General features: G+C 37.9%; 14 protein-coding genes, 1 tRNA gene and 1 pseudogene. 10 read left to right on the top strand and 6 right to left on the bottom strand.

What is annotated here, in order from left to right; translation table 11 throughout:
* Positions 1-17: 17 nt before the first annotated feature.
* The gene (locus IPP32_02965; protein ID MBL0047043.1) at positions 18-458 is read right to left on the bottom strand and encodes a hypothetical protein; all 441 of its coding nucleotides are present in this window, start codon (positions 456-458) and stop codon (positions 18-20) included.
* Positions 459-597: 139 nt separating this feature from the next.
* Between IPP32_02965 and IPP32_02970 the strand changes: the two genes are divergently transcribed.
* Positions 598-1,770, top strand: coding sequence for an IS4 family transposase (locus tag IPP32_02970; protein ID MBL0047044.1), 1,173 nt, complete (start codon positions 598-600; stop codon positions 1,768-1,770).
* 338 nt (positions 1,771-2,108) lie between these two features.
* Positions 2,109-2,369: a hypothetical protein gene (locus IPP32_02975; protein MBL0047045.1), complete on the top strand. Its 261-nt coding sequence runs from the start codon at positions 2,109-2,111 to the stop codon at positions 2,367-2,369.
* Between the two features lie 100 nt (positions 2,370-2,469).
* Here the strand turns inward: IPP32_02975 and IPP32_02980 are convergent, their stop codons facing one another.
* Positions 2,470-3,753 carry a hypothetical protein gene (locus IPP32_02980; GenBank protein ID MBL0047046.1) on the bottom strand — a complete coding sequence of 428 codons (1,284 nt, stop codon included), beginning with the start codon at positions 3,751-3,753 and terminating at the stop codon, positions 2,470-2,472.
* Between the two features lie 183 nt (positions 3,754-3,936).
* Here IPP32_02980 and IPP32_02985 point away from each other — a divergent pair, with 183 nt between their 5' ends.
* The 4 genes and pseudogenes from IPP32_02985 (at position 3,937) to IPP32_03000 (ending at position 6,819) form a co-directional block, all read left to right on the top strand.
* Complete coding sequence (locus tag IPP32_02985) at positions 3,937-4,845, top strand: MerR family transcriptional regulator (GenBank protein MBL0047047.1); 909 nt, start codon at positions 3,937-3,939, stop codon at positions 4,843-4,845.
* Positions 4,846-4,951: 106 nt separating this feature from the next.
* Entirely contained in the window at positions 4,952-5,209 is a 258-nt protein-coding gene (locus IPP32_02990; protein ID MBL0047048.1) for a hypothetical protein, read from the top strand.
* A 47-nt stretch (positions 5,210-5,256) separates the two neighbouring features.
* A pseudogene (locus tag IPP32_02995) lies at positions 5,257-5,715 on the top strand (recombinase family protein).
* 348 nt (positions 5,716-6,063) lie between these two features.
* On the top strand, positions 6,064-6,819 hold the full coding sequence (locus IPP32_03000) for a recombinase zinc beta ribbon domain-containing protein (protein MBL0047049.1): 756 nt from the start codon (positions 6,064-6,066) through the stop codon (positions 6,817-6,819).
* Here IPP32_03000 and IPP32_03005 read toward each other — a convergent pair.
* Positions 6,779-6,852: transfer RNA gene (locus IPP32_03005), tRNA-Ile, on the bottom strand. The two genes, IPP32_03000 and IPP32_03005, sit on opposite strands and share 41 nt — an antisense overlap.
* A gap of 72 nt (positions 6,853-6,924) precedes the next feature.
* Between IPP32_03005 and IPP32_03010 the strand changes: the two genes are divergently transcribed.
* Complete coding sequence (locus tag IPP32_03010) at positions 6,925-7,566, top strand: HAD family phosphatase (protein ID MBL0047050.1); 642 nt, start codon at positions 6,925-6,927, stop codon at positions 7,564-7,566.
* Here the strand turns inward: IPP32_03010 and IPP32_03015 are convergent.
* Positions 7,560-7,994: a CBS domain-containing protein gene (locus IPP32_03015; protein MBL0047051.1), complete on the bottom strand. Its 435-nt coding sequence runs from the start codon at positions 7,992-7,994 to the stop codon at positions 7,560-7,562. The two genes, IPP32_03010 and IPP32_03015, sit on opposite strands and share 7 nt — an antisense overlap.
* A gap of 137 nt (positions 7,995-8,131) precedes the next feature.
* Between IPP32_03015 and IPP32_03020 the strand changes: the two genes are divergently transcribed.
* Positions 8,132-8,563 (top strand): GNAT family N-acetyltransferase, encoded by a 432-nt coding sequence (locus tag IPP32_03020; GenBank protein MBL0047052.1) that lies wholly within the window; start codon positions 8,132-8,134, stop codon positions 8,561-8,563.
* A gap of 49 nt (positions 8,564-8,612) precedes the next feature.
* On the top strand, positions 8,613-9,410 hold the full coding sequence (locus tag IPP32_03025; GenBank protein MBL0047053.1) for a dienelactone hydrolase family protein: 798 nt from the start codon (positions 8,613-8,615) through the stop codon (positions 9,408-9,410).
* Positions 9,411-9,581: 171 nt separating this feature from the next.
* Here the strand turns inward: IPP32_03025 and IPP32_03030 are convergent, their stop codons facing one another.
* Positions 9,582-10,865 (bottom strand): methionine adenosyltransferase, encoded by a 1,284-nt coding sequence (locus tag IPP32_03030; protein ID MBL0047054.1) that lies wholly within the window; start codon positions 10,863-10,865, stop codon positions 9,582-9,584.
* 184 nt (positions 10,866-11,049) lie between these two features.
* Here IPP32_03030 and rlmN point away from each other — a divergent pair, with 184 nt between their 5' ends.
* Positions 11,050-12,126, top strand: a complete 1,077-nt coding sequence (gene rlmN / locus IPP32_03035; GenBank protein MBL0047055.1) for a 23S rRNA (adenine(2503)-C(2))-methyltransferase RlmN — start codon at positions 11,050-11,052, stop codon at positions 12,124-12,126.
* Positions 12,127-12,128: 2 nt separating this feature from the next.
* Here rlmN and IPP32_03040 read toward each other — a convergent pair whose 3' ends face one another.
* Positions 12,129-20,471, bottom strand: a complete 8,343-nt coding sequence (locus IPP32_03040; protein ID MBL0047056.1) for a PKD domain-containing protein — start codon at positions 20,469-20,471, stop codon at positions 12,129-12,131.
* Between the last annotated feature and the right edge of the window lie 39 nt (positions 20,472-20,510).

Here is a 20,510-nt window from a genome sequence, read left to right on the forward strand (position 1 = left end):
GAGTTTTTTGAATATTGCTATTGCTCGTAATGATATTCTGTAACAATCGAATTAGTGTTAGTAAAAAAAACAGTGTTTTCAAGCCATAATTCCTTATTCTTTAACCTAAGGATTTTGTATCTATTGGTGCAACATGAGAATTTGAAATCAATATTTTCTTTATCAGATGTAAAGCTCCAATTACCATTTTCTTGATTAGATATAGCAGTTTTATAAGTGAATTTAAAAGTCCCATCTTTATTAATGTCCAATTTTTCAACTGTTAAAAATTGCGTACTTAAACCATCTTGTTCTTGAGACTTTAATATCCAATTTCCCACGATTCTTGATTTTTTTGTTCGCAAACTTAAAACTGGACCATCATCATATTTTTTACATGAACAAATACAGGCAATTAGTATCAGGAAAAATATAAATGAACTATTTTTCATTTGAAAAACAATTAATTTTTTTTGCATTTAATTTGCTATTTTATTTCATTAGTGTCCCGTTTAAATAATAATTAGTTCTTTGAAATTATTGATAGACAAAGGTTGTAGGCTTTTTTAGAGCCGTGACGATTTAAAATTGATTCGTAGCTTTTACCGAAAATATGGTATGGGTCATGGAAAATATGTCTTTTCACAAGTTTGTGAATTTCTTCCAGCAAGATTGTTTGATAAACACGTTGCTAATTTTGAAGGAAATAATAAAGTAAGACACTTCACTTGCTGGAATCAAATGCTTTGTATGATGTTTGGTCAACTAAGCAATCGCGAAAGCTTAAGAGATTTGATGGTTTGCATCGAAGCTCATTCGACAAAATATTATCGTCTTGGTTTCGGTAAAAATGTATCTCGCTCCAATCTTTCCAGAGCAAACGAAAATCGTGATTATAGAATTTACGAACAGTTCGCTTATGAGATGATTGCTATTGCTCGTGAGTGCTGTAAAGACGATAGCGATTTTCATCTCAACATAAAAAGTAATGTTTATGCTTTTGACTCAACCCTCATTGATTTATGTCTAAATGTATTTTGGTGGGCAACATTCCGAAAAGCTAAGGGAGCCATAAAACTTCATACTCTTTACGATGTAAAAACCTCTATTCCATCCTTTGTGCATATCACTGCTGGTGATGTACACGATATAAATGGGTTAGATGCCTTGGTATACGAGGCAGGCGCTTACTATATATTGGATCGAGGATACGTTGATTTTGACCGGCTTTATAACATACATCAGCATCATGCATTTTTTGTGACTAGAGCTAAAAAGAATGCTCAACTTACAAGAATTTACTCTTCCAAGGTAAATAAAAAAGCAGGCATTAGATGTGATCAAATAGTAAAGTTGTCCGGGTTTTATGCTAAACAAAATTATCCTGAACAAATCAGAAGAATTAAATTTTACGACAAAGAACAAGAACGTTCGTTTGTATTTTTAACAAATAACCTAACTCTTAAAGCCATTGATATTGCTGATCTGTATAAATATAGATGGAAAGTAGAATTGTTTTTCAAATGGATTAAGCAGCATCTAAAAGTAAAATCTTTTTGGGGCGTTTCTGCAAATGCAGTTAAAACTCAAATCCATATTGCAATTATAACTTACACATTGGTAGCAATCATTAAAAGCAAACTTAAATTAAATCGTTCCACTTACGAAATCCTACAAATATTGGGAGTATCACTTTTGGATAAAACCCAGTTAAATCAGCTACTTGCTGAATCTGTCTATCAAGATGTCAAAGAACAAATATGTAATCAGTTAAAAATCAATCTAATCTAACAGGACACTATTGATTTTATTTATCAAAAAAGTATTGATACAAAATTAACTTCGCCATTCAACTCTGTCAATACTCAAAAAGGATGATATTTGATTGATTCCAAAAAAAGTGCGTGGAAATAACTTGGAAAGAAAAAATGGGTAGTTCTTGTCATGTAGTTTGGTTTTAAAAATTAAAACTCCAACCTTACATTTTTCACTCAATTATTTTGGTGAAAATCACTCTAAGTATAAAGCCCAAATAAAATTCTTTTGGGGGATGAATTATTTGACGGTGTTAATTAAAGAAAAATAAATTGAAATGTCAATCCGTATTTCTACGGAAAATGCAATTATTTTTGAGACGCCTTCAAACCAATGGCAGAAAGGCATTAAACAAATTATTTGCATTTTCTGCAAATTTTCGTTTTAATTTTTTTCGTCAGATTTCAAAAATCACAGCTGAAAACTTGCTTTTTTTGTGCTTTATGGAAATTACAATGTTTGGTGATTTTTACTCTTCAAATGAAACTACCATAATTGGTGAATTTGAAAATATCAAAGAATTAAATCAGAGCCTTATTTGTGATCCATCGGAATTAAAGGAACAAGTGCTCTAATTAAATGGAGGCTTGAAGGAAAAATTGGGCTACTGAAATTATCGGATGATGCTGAATAAATAATAAACACTTTGCATGTTTAAAATGAAACAGAGAAAAGTTAAATCGCAATAACTCTTTCATCAATCCAATACTTAATCCCTGTATTCCCATACCTGTTCTTGCTACAAATTGCAAACCTTTTATTCTCAATGATTGATGTTTCAATATTAACCCCAGCGTCAAAAGCTGCCATCGTCCCGCCTCTCATTTGACCAGAGGATGTTAACTGAAAAATAGAAATGAAAATTGTTTTAGGAAAGGCAATCCTCAATTTGTCAAATTCTGCAATATCAGCATTGAGCTTGCCCCAACTATCAATTACAATTACATCGAAACTACTTGCAAACTTTTGTATATCCTGAAGCGTTGCTTGGTCATTAATTTTAAATTTTTCAGAAGCCTGTAATTTGTATTTTTCTATTTTTTGAAGGGTAAGGTTTGTAATTCCTTCCTCTATTGAGAAATAAGCAACCGAAAAATCAAGTTCTATGAATTTACTAATTAGGTCAAAGCACAAGTAAGTTTTACCGCTTCCGGGTTTTCCGGTGAGTGTGATAGCACACTTATCCATTTCTAGTAAGCCTATAAAATCGCCTAATGCGCCTGAAAACTGTACCCTTCCCGCAAAATTAATGCTTTGAACATCTTTGGCCTTAACAAATCCATCCTTATCCTTTATTTGAGCCAGCTCTTTGATTGAATTACTGCGTATAATTTCCTCTTCTAAAGCAAGGCACTTCTGTTTTAGCTTTTCAACAGCGGCTTCGTTCACTTTAATGTCTGAAAAAACAAGCGGATTAAATAAAACGCGATTTAGCTCAGTGTTTATTTTACCAATTTTAGCATCAATGGATTTAATCATCCCAGAATAATCCTGCCGACTTGAATCGCCTTCAAAAAGGTTATCAAGGATAATTCCTCCGAAAAAACCTAAAAGCTTTTCATGCGTTGTTTGACCTATTTCAAGAACTTTACTTGCATAAGAGCTTTTGTTTTTAATCGACAATTCATATTGAATTTTAGCTCGTTGATTTTGCAATTCAAGCTTTTCTTTGATTAGCACTATATCTTTTAGCTCTTTCGCATCTTTTACCTTTTTGTAATTGGCGGCCAAATTCTGAAGGTGCAAAAGAGTCTGCTCTTCATTTTGCAATAAAATCTTTGTCTTTTCTAGTTCTATTTCAGCTATACTTTGCTCAATAGGCACTTTTTCCGTAACCGTTACGGATTTCTTTCTATTTGCACTTACTCTGCACCTGTCGGAACAGAAGGCTGCTCTTATGTTTTTAGCAATAAATCGTTTATTGCAATTTAGGCAGGTCTTTGAATGATTTTTAGCCATGTTGTTACGCGAATTACATTTTTTGATACGGAAATTAAAATTCGGTTACAGAAATAATCGGCAATTTGTAACGCAAACTTTAATCAAAGATACTATTATTTAATAATTATGTAACTTTACATAATTATTAAATATACTTGTACTATATTTGTATTTATACCAACCTAATTAAACATATAATCCATGGATCAAAATATTTCCATTGCGCCCTATTGGGGAGCAGAGCCAACGTTTTCTAATCTTGAAAAGCTAACAGAATTTCTGTTGGAAGAAAGATTTACAATTAAGGATTTGGGGGTTAGTTACACCAATATAACCTATTGGGACAAGCAAGGTATACTGAGTTTTAGCCGAAGCGCTGGAGGAAGATGGCGAAACTTCAATTTTATTGATTTTATGTGGATTAAAACTGTTGACGAACTAAGGGAAATAGGCATTTCAACAACGCTCATAAAGGCAGCAAAAAAAAACTTGTTTCAACCATTTAACATGAAGCCTTTTTTGGAAAATGTAAAAGCTAACCCTGATGAATTTGAAATAATTACTAAAAATTATTCTAAGGAGGAAAGGGAAAAATTGAAAAAGTTCTATGCTCAAATAGAAAAGAAACCTACCAATAAAAAAATCACACATTTTTACTATGCGATAGCTGATGCAATTCAACTAACCGAAGAGATAAAGCTAGAAATTTTTAAAGATGGTTCAGTAATACTTCACCCTTTTCATAATCTATATTCTGAAGTGGATGTTCTGAAGGTAATTAGGGAAATGCATATTAGCATTTCCTTAACTACCATTCTTAAAAATTTCCTAACTGGATATAGTGACCATATTACCCATGTGGCGACTGATTTAAAAATTTTGCAGCCCAATGAAATTAAACTTTTGGAGCTGATTAACTCAGGAGAGTACGATTCGATAAGAGTAATTTTTAAAGGCACTGAAATGAAAGAATTGGAACTAAATAAAACACAAGACGCAAAAACCAGACTTGTGGATATTATGAAAGAAGGAGCCTACCAGAACATTACAATAAAAAGTCATAAGGGAGTTGTTTCAAGTATTGAGAATACAATTAAAGTAAAATTTTAAATGACTAATATAAAGCAACAAAGTATATCACCTGCCACAAGCAGGATAATGATTATGGTGCAGCCCCTGAATCACAGCTCAGACCTGTATCTTATTTGTTATTACAATGTCAAACCTAACTCCAAAAGAAAATGGTAGTAATCTAAAAAACAGAAAAGAAATTCTTCCAATACTGGGTAATTCAAAAATTTCACTCGCTGAATGCCGCAAAATTATTAATGATAGTGCAGTTAATTATTCTGACGAAGAATTATTAAAATTGAGAGACTGGCTAGATAATTTGGCTGAAATAGCAATAGCCATTATTGAAAATACAGGAGTTAACGAAATGAATGAAATATTGCAAAATTTAAAGAGGAAATAATTATTAAAAATCCCGCTCCGCATATGCGGAGCGGTTAATTTATCAAGATGAAAAAAACAGCTATTCTTTATTCGAGAGTATCCACAGATGAGCAAAACAATGGTTACAGCCCTGCCGACCAAAAGGAAAGGCTTTATAAGTATTGTGAGCAAAAAAATATTGAGGTGCTTGGGTTTTACCACGATGATGAAAGTGGAAAATCATTCAACAGACCACAATGGTTAAATATTATGAGCTTTCTAAAGAGTAAGGGTACCTCGGTTGATTTTATATTATTTACTAAATGGGATAGATTCTCTCGTAATACAACCGAAACCTATATCACCATTAAAACCTTGCGAAAATTGGGAGTTGAACCCCAAGCAATTGAGCAGCCACTCGACCTCGATATTCCTGAACAAAAAATAATGTTAGCATTGTATGTTGTAGCTCCAGAAGTAGATAATGACAGGCGTGCCTTAAATGTTATTAGGGGAATGCGAAGAGCAAAAAAGGAAGGGCGATGGCTTGGCAACTCACCTTTCGGCTATAAAAACACAAGAGACGATAAAAACAAACCAATCATAGTTCCCGAAGGAGGAAAAAATGAAGCACTTATTAAAAAAGCATTTCAGCAATTTTCAACAGGTGTTTACAATATTGAAGAGCTAAGGAGATTGTTAAGCAAAGAAGGGCTTAAACTCACAAAAAATGCCTTTGCCGCAGCTTTAAAAAACAAAACCTATATCGGTAAAATTTTTATTGCTAAATATAAAAATGAGTCTGCTCAATGGGTAGATGGGATTCACGATGCAATAATTGATGAAGTTACCTTTCATAAAGTTCAAGATATCTTATCAGGTCGTAAAAGAAATATGCCCAATAAAATTAGCACTTATAGAGATGAGTTACCTTTAAGAGGGCATTTAATTTGTCCTAAGTGTGGTAGAACACTTACAGGCTCAGGCTCTACTGGTCGTTCTGGAGATAAATTCTATTATTACCATTGCCTAAAAGGCTGCAAGGAGCGCATAAATGCTATTGATACAAATGCTGCATTTACTCAAAAGCTTAAATCACTTAGACTCAATTCTCAAGAGATTAACATCTTCATGAAAAACCTTTCAAAAAGGTTAAAGGACAACTCAAGTAATAATAATACCGAGCGAATCAAAGTTGCCACCGATATTGAGAAGAATAAATTAAGATTGAAAAATGCCCAAATGCTTATGTTGGATGGTGATATTAGTTCTTTAGAATACCATGAAATGAAACTGAAATTTGAGCGAGAGATTTTAGATTTATCGCAAGAGCAAAACAAATTTAGCCCAGCACCCATTTCACACGATAAAATTATCGATACCTGCAAGAATGTTATTCTAAACCTTGATATTGCTTACGAGAAGGCAGATACACAAATAAAACAGCGAATAATTGGTTCGATATTTCCAGAAAAATTCATGTTTGAAAATAATCGAGTTCGAACCACAAAAGTGAATGAAGTGATTCTTAAACTTTGCGCTAGTATCAAGGATTCCAGAAGGAATAAAAAAGGGCAACAAACTTTTTTTGAGTTGTTGCCCTGTGAAGTGGGCCCACCTGGGCTCGAACCAGGGACCAAAAGATTATGAGTCTTCTACTCTAACCAACTGAGCTATAGGCCCTCATTTTGAAGGAGTGCAAAAGTATATATTTGCAGGTAAAAAACAAATTAATACCTCTCGCATTTACAAAGCATGGCACAAGCGCAATTGAACGGAATTAAAAACATCATAATCGATATGGGTGGTGTTATCTTGGATATTGACCATTCCTTAACCGCAGCTGCTTTTAAAGCCATTGGGGTTGAAAATTTTGAAAGCCTTTTTACCAAAGCCAGCCAAAGCGGTTTTATTGAAGAATTTGAAAGCGGTAATTTAAGCCCGGATGAATTTCGAAATCAGGTGAGGGCTTGGTGTGGCATACCCTTTAGCTCACTTGAATTAGATGCTGCCTGGAATGCGCTTATTTTAGATTTAAAACCAAGCCGAGTGGCTGCCATTCAAAGCCTTTCACAGCGTTTTAATCTTTATTTGCTCAGCAACAACAACGCCATCCACTACTTACGTTGCATCGAAAAAATTAATGCCCTGCTTCCCTTCGAAGTATTTAGCAGTTATTTTAAACAAAATTATTTCTCCCATATTTTGCGTTTGCGAAAACCGGAGAAGGAGGCTTTTGAATTTGTGCTGCGCGAAAATAAGTTGAATTTATCCGAAACAATTTTTTGGGACGACTCGCTGCAACATATCGAAAGCGCTCAAACACTGGGCATCCGAACCATTACCATTAGTCCCGAAAATACAATCGAACAGCTTGTGGCGGGTCTAGATTATTGACCGGAAATATAATTCTGCAAATTTTCGATGGTAATTTTTTGCTCTTCGATGATGTGTTTTACAAGGTCGCCAATGGAAATAACACCTAATAACACCTCATTTTCAACAACCGGCAAGTGACGTATGCGGCGTTCGGTCATGAGTACCATGCAATCGTCTACACTGTTGCCGGGTTTCACGGTTATTAACTCATCGGAGGTCATAATCTCGCTGATGGGAGTTGTTTTTGAAGACTTGTCCTTCAACACAATTTTACGCGCGTAATCACGCTCTGAAAATATTCCAACCAATTTTTCTTTATCTTTTACAACGATGGCACCGATATTTTTCTCGGCCATTATGCGCAAGGCGTCACGTACCATTGTATCGGGCGACACAGAAGCTACATCGCTTCCCTTTTGTTTTAAAATGTAAGAAACCGTTTGCATAAAAAGAGAGATTTAGTGAATACTAAAATGGATAGGGGCAAACGAATTTACGCATTTTTTGAGAATACAAAATTATGTAAGGCTATTTCCAAAGCAAAAAAATACATTTACACTACAAAACCAATTCGCATAGAAAAATGAAACAAGTTGAAATTGCCGATACTCCCGAAAAAATTTTAAAATGTTGGGAGGTAATATATGCCTTGCGCCCACACCTTGTTCAGGAGGAGTTTGTTGCCCTTGTTCAGAAAATGCAATCCGATAAATTTACCTTGCTCTTTATAGAGGAAGCAGGAAAAGCGGTGAGTGCAGCCGGTTTTGTGGAAGGAGTAAAACTCCACCGCGGCAAATTTATTTACATCGATGACTTAAGCACTTTACCATCGCATCGAGGAAAAGGATTGGGTACTGCCTTATTGGATTGGATTTTTGATTACGCGCTAAAAAATAATTTTAATCAGGTACATTTAGATTCCGGCGTGCAACGATTTGATGCGCATCGGCTTTATTTAAATTATGGGTTCAACATTTCGAGTCATCACTTTGTTAAAGTAATTCAACCAACATAAAAATATGAAAAAATCACTTTTTACCTTATTTGCCTGCTGCATTACGGGCATGCAGTTATTTGCTCAAACACAACACAGTTGCTGCAGCATGCCTGCTACACAGGAATTTGCCATGCTCGGCAAAGACAAGTCTTTTGGTGCTTCGCATTTAGCTCCCTTGCCCTTTAATTACGAATCGCCAAAAGGGAAAATGATTACACTTGCCTGCGATGATAAGAAAGATGCGGGGGCTTTTGAAATAAAATCAGAGAAGCCCACCCAAAATTATTTATTTGTATTTCAAGAATGGTGGGGCTTAAATGATTACATCAAGCAAGAAGCTGAAAAACTACAAAACGAGTTGGGTGATGTAACTGTAATAGCGCTCGATTTATATGATGGCAATGTAGCCACCACTCCTGAAGAAGCCGGTAAATACATGGGTGAAGCGAAAGAAGAACGAATTAGGGCCATCATTAAAGCTGCCATCGACTATGCCGGAAAGGATGCTAAAATTCAAACGCTCGGTTGGTGCTTTGGAGGTGGATGGAGTTTGCAAGCTTCGATTATGTTAGGCAAACAAGGAACAGGTTGTGTGATGTATTATGGCATGCCGGAAAAGGATGTTCAAAAACTGAAAACTATTTCGGCACCTGTTTTAGGATTATTTGCTGGTCAAGACAATTGGATTACAAAAGAAATTGTTGGTGCCTTTGAAAAAAACATGAAGGATAATAAAAAGGAAGTAACTGTTCAGGAATTTGATGCACAACATGCTTTTGCTAACCCCAGCAATCCCAAATACGACAAAGCTTCGGCAGAGGTGGCACATAAAATGGCCTTAGAATTTTTGAAAAAGCATTTGTAAGTCCTTAATCACATTCATTCATGCGGTTGATTTTAACCGCGGAGTTCGCTGAGAAGGCGCAAAGAGCGCAAAGGTTGAAAGGAATACTAACTTGTTGTTTGAAGTAATTAGTGGAATAAAAAAAGCGCCGCAAAAATTAATTTGCGGCGCTTTTTTTATTTGTTTTAAGAATTAAGCATTTACAGCTGTTTCTTTTTCAACGATATTGAATTCCTTTTTCAATTGGTCAACATAATCTAATTTTTCCCAACCAAAGGTTTCGTATTTTTTTCCGTTTACTTCTTTCACACCGGGTATGCGGCCCATGTGACCATAAGCTGCTGTTTCGGAGTAAATAGGGTTTTTTAAGCCAAAGCGTTTTACGATGGCACTTGGACGCATGTCAAAAATTTTAGCAACGCGTTGCGCAATTTCTCCGTCGCTTAATTTTTTTCCTTCGCTGTTTCTTGCTTTCACGGTATCGTAAGTTGAAACGTACAATCCAACCGGTTGCGCTACACCAATCGCATAAGCCACTTGAACTAAAACCTCATCCGCAACTCCCGCTGCAACAAGGTTTTTAGCAATATGACGTGTTGCATAAGCTGCAGAACGATCCACTTTAGAAGAATCCTTTCCAGAGAATGCACCACCTCCGTGCGCACCGCGACCACCGTAGGTATCTACAATAATTTTTCGTCCGGTTAAGCCGGTATCTCCGTGTGGGCCACCGATAACGAATTTACCGGTTGGGTTCACATGGTAATGAATGTCTTTACCAAATAATTTTTGAACGCGTTTTGGCAACAATTTTTTTACACGAGGAATGAGGATATTCACCACATCTTCACGGATTTTAGCCAACATAATCTCATCGGCAGCAAAATCATCGTGTTGTGTAGAAAGCACTATGGTTTCAATTTTTTCGGGTTTTCCTTTGTCGCTGTATTGGATGGTTACTTGCGATTTTGCATCGGGACGCAAGTATTTCATTTTTTTTCCTTCGCGGCGGATAACGGCTAACTCTTTTAATAAAAGATGAGAAATTTCAAGGGGAAGCGGCATGTAATTATCTGTTTCGCGGCAAGCGTAACCAAACATCATTCCTTGGTCACCTGCACCTTGATCTTCCTCTTTTGCACGGGCAACACCTTGATAAATATCGGATGATTGTTCGTGCAAGGCATTTAAAATACCACAAGAAATTGCATCAAACTGGTATTCAGATTTGTTGTATCCAATACGGTTAATTACTTCGCGCGCAATTTTTTGCACATCCACGTTTGCTTTTGCGGCAGGTGTTGTAGTAATTTCTCCTCCAATCACCACCAAGCCGGTAGTTACAAATGTTTCGCAAGCAACTTTTGCATTGCTGTCGTGCGTTAAAAAGGCATCAATAACGGCATCCGAAATTTGATCGGCAACTTTATCCGGGTGTCCTTCCGACACACTTTCTGAAGTAAATAAATAGGACATTTTTATCGTTTTTAAAATTTGAGGTGCGAATTTAGGTATTTATACTGTATTATTCTAATTCTGCAAGCCGTAAATTGGCATAAATATGCTAAAAGTGTCGTTTTTTAGTCGATTTCGCTGTTAATTTTGGAATGCGCTAAAATGAAAAAGAGATTCTTACGTTTTAAAGAATTATCTTTGCAAAATGCTTGACACCTCTGAAAAGATTGATATACGTTCGCTTACAAAGGAAGCTTTGAAGCAACAGTTTGTTGAAAAGGGAGAGGCGGCTTTTCGCGCTAAGCAGGTGTATGATTGGCTGTGGCGTAAAGGTGTGCACTCTTTTGATGCCATGAATAATCTTTCGAAAGAGATGCGGGAATGGTTAAAAGACGGCTTTGAAATCAGACCCGTAACCGTGGGTGATTTTCAGATTAGCAGTGATCGTACCATTAAAAATGCCTTCCGTTTGCATGACGGCAATATTGTGGAGGGAGTATTAATTCCTTCTACCACCCGCATGACTGCTTGCATTTCGTCGCAAGTGGGATGCAGTTTAACCTGTAAATTTTGTGCGACCGGTAGGATGGAACGTTTACGTAATTTGAACTCCGATGAGATTTATGATCAAGTAGTTTTAATTCGAAATCAATCGCTCAACCATTATAATATTCCCTTAAGCAACATTGTGTACATGGGAATGGGTGAGCCCTTGCTGAATTACAAAAACGTATTGGATTCGATCGATAAAATAACATCCCCTGAAGGATTAAACATGTCGCCGCAACGCATAACGGTATCAACAGCCGGAATTGCGAAAATGATTCGCAAACTGGGCGATGACGGGGTGAAATTTAATTTAGCCCTGAGCTTGCATGCCGCAAACGATGATAAGCGCAATAAAATTATGCCTATCAACGAACAAAACACCTTGGATGCTTTGGCGGAAGCACTGCGTTATTTTTATGATAAAACCGGTACCCGTGTAACTTTTGAGTATATTGTTTTTAAGGATTTTAACGATAGTCTATTGGATGCAAAAGAACTGGCTAATTTTTGTAAAAAAGTTCCTTGTAAAGTAAATATTATTGAATACAATCCAATTGAAGGGGGCGAGTTTAAACAAACCACACAAGAACGGCTCGATAATTTTGTGAAATTGCTGGAGAGTAAAAATATTATTGTGAATGTGCGCCGCAGCAGAGGAAAGGATATTGATGCTGCCTGCGGGCAATTGGCGAATAAAAATAAATCGGTTTTGGAAGCAAACCAGAAAAACTAAAACTAATACCAGAATTTTCTTCTTACTTTCATATTGTCGTAATGAAATTCTGCCAAATAAATCCCACTAGGCAGTTCAGGAATTTTTAGTGCAAAACTGCCATTGTCTTTCACCCATTCTGTTTGACCTTCACAAAGCTTTTCACCAATTAAATTGAAAACACTAACGTTAAGCAATGTGCTGTTTACAAAGGAATAGTGCACAAAAAGCCCTAGTTCATTTCTCACAACGTCAACCCCTTCCTCTCCGAAAAGCAATTGTACAGCTGTTGGATTTTCTACAATAATGCTTCTACTGAAACTCTTGGCGCATCCCAATGTGTTGCCGGCAGTTAAGGTTACAGTGTAAACCCCGGATGCAGCATAACTATGCGTAGGATGGGTACTCGTATCAATTGGTGAATTATCACCAAAATTCCAGGAATAATAACTTGCCCCGTTGGATTGGTTCGAAAAAGACACCATTTGATTTGGGAGAACAGATGCCGTATTCATATTGAATGATGCAACTACTGAAGTACCTTCTTCAATCTCCACGGTATCTGCAAAGGAAATACAGGCAGAGCTAGAGTCTGTAAATAACAGCAAGTATTGTCCGATATTTAAATTGGAAACAGTATCAACTCCTGCATTTAAAACGGAGCTTTTTATAATTGTTCCTTGCATGTTGCTTAAAGCATAAATCGAATTTGTGTTTCCTGTGATAATTAGTTTTCCGGATCCTGTTGTTCCACAAGTTGATGGGGTGGTTTCAATCTTGTAAGCATTGCTTATTTGAATTAAAAATCTAGGCTTGTTGGCTGTGTCGCTTAGAAAATAAGCGAACGTGTTTTGGTTTCTTAGGTTAGTGATGACTCCAGAATAGGTGTCTTCCAAGGTAATGCAGATGGAAGCTGAAAGAGATTCTAATCCGCGAAAACTCAAAGTATATTGTCCACTCGTTCCTACTTTTGCCCTTAAGGGGATTGTTATTGAAGAGGTGAGTTTAGGTAAGGAGTTAATTGATAAATCCTGCAAGGCAATGCGCGTGGATAAGCTAATATTTTGACTATTGTCAGAAAAAAGTTTTACTGCATCCCAATTGCTATCAAAACCTAGGCTGGCACTATCTGTAAAGTGCAAGGCCGTTTCATCGGTAAATGAAATTCCTTCACAAGTTATATAAACTACTTCTTTGGAGTTGTTTGATGCAGCCTGCTTTAAATAACTTGGATTTGTTGAAGCTTTTATATTCTCAGTTGCGATTAGAACAGGAGCTGCGGCATTCGCCTTTACATAAAAGCCTTGTGAAGATGGAATATACCGTGAGCCGCCATTTGTTCCAACCCCAGCAACATAACTTGCATATTGTTGGGTAGTTCCATGATAAATATAGGTTGCATTATCCATGCTGGATTTTGTCCAAGCTGGTGCATCCCAGTCTATGGTAGAGCAATAAGGGTTTGCAACCAAATTCCAGCCATCATTTGCAATACCTCCACTACTCGTAAACGATACGTTTAAATTTTTATTGCCAATTTCCGGAGGACCTGTAACATCAATTGTATTGGCATTTAGGGTGGTCAAATTATCTGCCATCCAAATCCAGAAACCTGTTCCTGTTGGTGAATTATTGGTTGAGTTGGTAGCGGGTATGTAGGCCGCAGGGTTATCATTTAAACCCCCTATGGTTTCATTGTAAGTATATGCTGAAACAAAACTGCCAGCGTATCCATCTACACCGGGAAATCCTACCAGAATTAAATCATCATCCCAGTCTTCAATAACACTGCTCTGCACAGGTGAACCAAGCAAAAACCATCCCGGAAGTCCAGCAGGAACATAGCGTTGCATGGTTACGTTTCCAACGAGGTTACCTCCGGTTACTGGCAAAATATGCGCTGTAGCACTTGATGTTGACAGCAAAGTAAATGACTGACCGCTTGTGGTAAATACGCCATTAGCAAGATCTAGCGCACTAATGAGGTTTTGGGCACCACTAGAAATGCTAACCCCTCCCGATGTGTTATTTATAATCAAATCGTAAAAGGTAGTTGCACCGGAAATGGATTGTGCTGTATTACCAATAAAAGAAACAGCCCCCTGCTGTTGTAAAAAAGTCCCATTGTTAACCCAATTATGCATTAAAGAAATGTTGTGGTTTCCTATGGCATCAACATCCAGGTTACTGTTAATGGTTAAATCATTGTTTACATGGATTGAGCTTCCTAATGTCTTTGCAGATGCACCACTAAGCACAAGGTTGTAGAAGACCTCGCCACCTGTTCTGGAAAGGCTTTGGGTCCCACCTCCACTTAGTGTTACTGTTCCTGTGCCGGGCATAAAACTGTTTCCTGTATTTGCCCAATTACCCTTTAGGTCGATATTCTTATTGTTGATTGAATTGTTTACTGTTCCGGCCACAATGTTGAGGTTGCCATTAATGAGCAGGTCAAGGTTGGCTAAAGTACTCGTTCCGCTGCCGGTAAAGCGAAGGTTGTTGTAAACAGCTTGAAGCGGCATTGATGCAGTAGTTGATGTGTTAAACTCAAAGGTACCAGCATTTGAAGCAGTAAACAAAACAAAGTTTCCGCTAGGAAAAGCATAGAAATTGCCTGGTGTAGAAGCAATTCTTAGTGTTCCACTGCCGCTAACAGCGCCTAAATCATGTCCTACATTATTGCTCAAATCCAAGGTCCCCATTAAATTTAGCGTAGCGCATTTTCTAAAATCACCATTGGCAACAATGGTGTGCCCGGCGGCAATTTCAACGGCATTAAAAACCGAAGGAGTTGTAGCAACAGCTGCTCCTGTATGCTTTAGAATAGGGTCATTGCTCCATGTATCTGAATTGGTGTTGTTCCAATTGTTGCTGGTCCGTGCATTTCTGCTATAGAATACAAGCGGGGCAGCAAATTCTGATGCTTCACCTGCGGTATAATCACCATTTAAATAGTTTACTGCTGCAATGGTCATGGTATTGGCTGCAGCATTTACACTTGCCGGAATGCCATTTAATGGTGTCCACAAACCGCTAAGATTTCTTCCGGTTACATAGTTAGCTTCAATGCCAAAAACATCACCTTGTATGTAATTGTAAGTTTGAGTAACCGTCAATCCGGAAAATCCGCTGCTGGAAACAAGCCAATAAAAGGCCAATTCTTTCGCAAGAGCATCGGTTGTTCCCGGATGCTTACTGTTAATTGGTTTCACCGTAATAGTACCCACAGCTGAGTTAGCCGTGATATTAAATTGTGCCGGTGTATATTTTGGTGCAACACCAATTGCAAAAGTAAAGTTTGCTATACCGCTTGCAAAATTCTTCCGTACCCCTAAATCGGAAGCTACACCATTCGTTTCAATATACCTATTGGCATTGTTTCCCACAATAGTGGCTGTGGTTCCCAGTGTAAGTAATTTATCATTGATATTAAACGTGCAATTGGTATTAAAATTCAAGGCTCCATTGATGGTGCTGTTAGCACTCATTGTAACTCCGGCAGAATTATTTAACGTAACATTTCCAAAAATCCCATTTCCATTGCCCGAGATAATTTGATTACTGGTTCCCAACATATTTATCCTACCTGCGCCGCTACTCAAATGGCTGGCATTGTTGACGATGTTTCCAACAACATCAATAGCGTTAGTTCCATCTGTTAGCGAATTAGAGGAAATAGTTAAAGTCCCATTTACACGAATGGCCGAATTTGAAGAAAGGGAAACACTTCCTCCGGAGAAGGAATTTGCGATAACAAGGTTAGCGAAATTGGTTAAATTTGCCGCCACACCAGCTATTGACTGATTTGATAAGGAACCATTGAATGTGGTTGTTTGAGCAGCTGTTCCGGGTCTATATCCTCCAACCAACAATCCGGTAGTAGCTGTTGTGTTGCTGTTGGTGAAATTGCGGCCAATATTTACATTTAGTCCATTGGCATTAAATACAGAATTTCCATTGATGTTCAAATCATTTTTTATTGTGATCGGATTAACAATCAATTGTGCTGTTTTTGTATTGGTTGTGGCATCTACTACCAAATTAAAGAGCGGGTTAATGCAATTAATTTGGAAAGTAGTTGCTGCAGGTGTTGCCGTATTTCCTAAAAAAATTGTTCCACCTGTTACCGTTGAGGAAGCTGCTTGCAAGTACAAATCCTGGTAAGTGGTTCCTCCCCCTCGGACAATTGTTAACGTGCTGGTTCCACTCATATTGAATACCGAACCACTTGTGTTTATCTGCAATTTGGATTTCCCTGCCAATTGGTTTTGACCAAATATAGTAACGGCACTAGCCCCGGATTGCTTGTAAACCAAAGCTCCCGCTGTAGATATTGCGCTTTTTCGAATTTGACCATTTACATTTAAGGTTCCACCTTGCAATTCAATTTCAGGAAAACCAGAACCCGAGTATTCAATATCATTGTTGGTTGCATTGGCAGTATTGCCAATGTTAACCGTACCGCTAAGGATTTGAAGTTTACCTGCCAAAATTAAATCCGATGCATCGCTGGCCACATTTCCAATATTAATAATTGCACTTGAGTTGTTCACGCTTAATTGCGCTGTTGGTGCGATCGTAAATAAACTACCACCTACATTTGTAAGGGTCAATGTTGCGGTCTTCGAAAACTTGAAAGTACCGTTTTGGATATTTAGCCAACTGTCGGATGGAGTAGTAAGGGTGCCAGCCACATCCACATTTAATTCTGGTGTTTGACTATTTCCTTTGTTGATGGTTAATAGGTTAAGTTCCGTTAGCGTGCCGATTGTTCCGGTAATTAGGTTATTTGAACTTCCTGTAAAGGTAAGGTTGCAAATTCGCGTAGCATTTGCCCGCATGTCGAAAATACCGTTGTTTGTGAGACTTCCGTTAATACTAAGGGTATTGTTTACTCCTGTTCCACTATTGGCGACATCAAAAATTGCAGCTCCGGCAATGCTTACATTTCCGGTAACCAGCATATTTTGTATCGTACCATTTTGAAACTGAAAATTTCCAGCATTAACATTTAAATTTCCTAGGATACTCAATGTCCTTGTTGCGGTGGCGTTTATTAAGGCTCTTGCAGTTGCTGAAGCGCCCAAAATTGTTAGGTTGTTGTAAATAGTTAAGTCACGATTGGGTAATGTAATTGTTCTATTGTTCGTTGGGCTCAGGGTTAAATTATAATAATTACCAAGCGCAGCAGCAGTGGGGGCTGCAGAGGTTAAAGGGATAGTAAAATCTTGAGCCCCGGTATTAAAATAATCAACTGTTCCTCCATTTTGACCTAAAAATAGACCAAAGTCACCTGCAGGAAATTGGGCAGTAGCACCTGATGAAGAAATTCTCAATGTTCCAATTCCAACTGCATTTCCGGTGAGGTAGGTGTTGAAATTATGGCCGCTTGTTGTAGCTAAATTAAGCACAGAACCAAAACCAATTTCAAGGCTGCCGCAAAGTTTGTTATTGGCTGTAACTGTGATGGTATGATTAAAGGATGTTCCATTTCCAATAATTACCGGGCTAGTTGCTGTTGGAACTGATACCGATGCTGCTCCGGCCCATTTCAGCACTTGATCAACCGACCAAGTTGCGGCTGTTTCCCAGTTTCCTGTATTTACTCTACTGTAGTAAACTATAACTGTTCCAAAGGGATTTGTTGGATTATTGTCACCGGCAGTATAATCGCCATCAATCAAATTATTAAAAGTGGCTCCTTGAAATGTTATCACATTTGTTCCAGTATTTATATCTGCAAGTGTGGTGTTTGCCCATAAAAAGTTGGATGAATTGTATCGGGCTGGAACATATTGTGCTTCTGAAACATTACCACCAGCAACAACATCGCTTTGGGCGTAAGTGTAATTCTGGCTAACTGTTGCGGCGCCTAGTGTAAACCCTGAAGATGTTGTTCTCCAGTAATAGGTGAGAGAACGTCCTGTTACCGTTACATTTGGATGTTCATTTGCAACCGGGCGAACAGTAATTGTTCCATAAGCTGTTGGTGTTGTGCTAAATGTAATCGTTGCAGGCGTGTAGTCAGCAGCGGTTCCAATTGGAAAAGTAAAACTGTTTGTTGAAAAAGTTTTGCTTAATCCACCATCCGATCGAAACCCTGCAGTCCTTATAAATCGATTACTTCCAGGTGTTCCGACTATCGTAGATGCACTTCCTAGGGATAAATTATTTATCCCTAAATCTAAAATTTTATTGCTTGTTAAAGTTAAGGCCCCAAGCACGCTTTGCCCTGACAACAATGTTACAGGGGCTGCTGCAGCATTGCTATTGTTGAGTTCAAGGTTTTGAAAAATACCTGAGCCATTACCCCCAATTGTTTGAATGTTAGTGCCGGTCAAGCTGATTTTTCCTGCACCACTATGCGTCCCCGAATTGATAACATTTCCTTTTACGTCGATTGTTTTGCCGCCATCAGCAAGTGTTCCGGAAGTAATCGATATATTGTTTCTTATAGCAAGTGTTAGGGAAGTGCCTGCCAGACTTGCAACTCCGGCAGATTTTGCAATCGTAAAATTATATAATCCTGTTGTAATGGTGCCATCGAGGGTCAAAATTTGAGCAGCATTCCCATTAAGAGAAGTTGTTGTATTACCGGGAGTATAGGTAGCTGCGTTTCCAATATTAAAATCACCGCCAATCGATAGGTTTACCGTGTTTGTATTTGCATTTAGTAATGTATTTGCGTTCAATGTAAGGTTGTTAAGAATGCCAATAGTGCTCGCACTGGTATTTAGCAAGGTAATCGTGTTGTTGCCGGCACCACTTTGGCGACTCACAGCAAGATTGTAAAATGGAATCGTAGAATTAATGCCAAAATCGGTTCCTCCCGGTTCATTGATATTGATGATACCTCCGGTAATGCTAAAGTTTCCTGGAGCACTTTGTATATCGATACCTTGACCAGGGGTGAAAATTCCATTCAAAAAATTAATGGTACCTCCGGATATGTTTACGACCGAATTATTGCTGTTAAATTGAAACATGGGACCACCATGGACCTCGCCATTTGCTCTAATATTAGTAGTTCCACCGGTTTGAATATATGTTTCTATACCTATGGCAGCGGTTGTCCAAATTTGAGATACATCTAAAATACCTGTGCCCTCCACAATAATTTCTGGTGAATTGGTGCTCCAGCACACTAAACCAGCAGCATCGCCCGAACTCATGCTGCCCGCACTAATTCGTATTTGGCCAAAAACCGACAACGCTTGATATCCGGTGCCGTTTAAGCCAACTATTGTTGTTGAAACTGTTGCACCATTAATCCAAAGAGAGCAGGTTTCCGGTATTCCAAAATCAATTCCACCTTCAGTTAATGAGGGAATGGAGATATTTGAATTTAATTTAAGCGAACCCGCAATCATGTATAAGGCTTTATTGGCTGATGCCCCATTATTAGGTCCGTATAATGCAAAATTTGCAACATTGGTTGAATTAACAGTAAGTGTATAGGTTTGATCAATTCCTTTGTTCAAAATAAAAACGTAAAAATCGCTTACACCATTACAGGATAAAGTATTGTTATTTGTTCCGGTAAAACTTATGTTTGCTGCGCCCGTAGTTGTGGCAGCAGCAGTATAGTAAGCGTTTGACACAGGAGATGCCTGGTTGGTAAACCGCATGATACCATTGTTTGTAACATCTCCATTAAAACTTATGTTGTGGATCGCATTGAAATTTCCTACGCGAATTGCACATCCTGAACCCACTGTTGTATTTCCTCCAATACTCGCATTAATTATGTTTGTAGCAAGGTTTCCCCAGATGAGTGTTACGGTACCTGAAGAATTTGATAGCAAGGATAAATTTCCATTAATGGTGTAGGATGTTGGGTTAGCCGGATTGTTGAAACGAACAGTGTTATTGGTGACAGTATTGTTGCTGATAATTAAATTGTTATAAATGGCTTGGGTGGGAAGATTCGTACCTGCTCCGCCAAAATTGTAATATTCGGTGGTGCCGCCTCCCGGAGCAACAAAGGTATTGGTAGTTGCACCCGGAAAAAAAGAAGCACCAATTCTTAGCATGCCTGAACCACTGAATGTAGATAGAACATTTGTGATTTGAAAAGTGGATAGATTAAGAACTCCGGTGGGTCTGATATTAAGCGTATTGCCTGTAGTGGTAACATTTGCTGTTAGTGTTACAGTAATCCCATCCAGTATAGTTACAGCATCGCTGTTTGCCGGCACCGCCGAACCAATTAACGTTGTACCCGATGGATCAGTTGTCCATGTGGTGAGGTTGTTCCATGCACCAGATTGATAGGAATAATAATTTACAGCTTTTAACTGTGTATTTAGAGACAAAAGCAACAGCAACAATAGTAAGAGATGCGGATATCTTTTGTTTTGTGTCATGCTTGACATTTTTGTGAGGAAAGTTGGGCGCATTGGTAA

Source organism: Bacteroidota bacterium, from assembly GCA_016721765.1.
In the GTDB taxonomy this organism is placed as follows: Bacteria; Bacteroidota; Bacteroidia; order UBA4408; family UBA4408; genus UBA4408.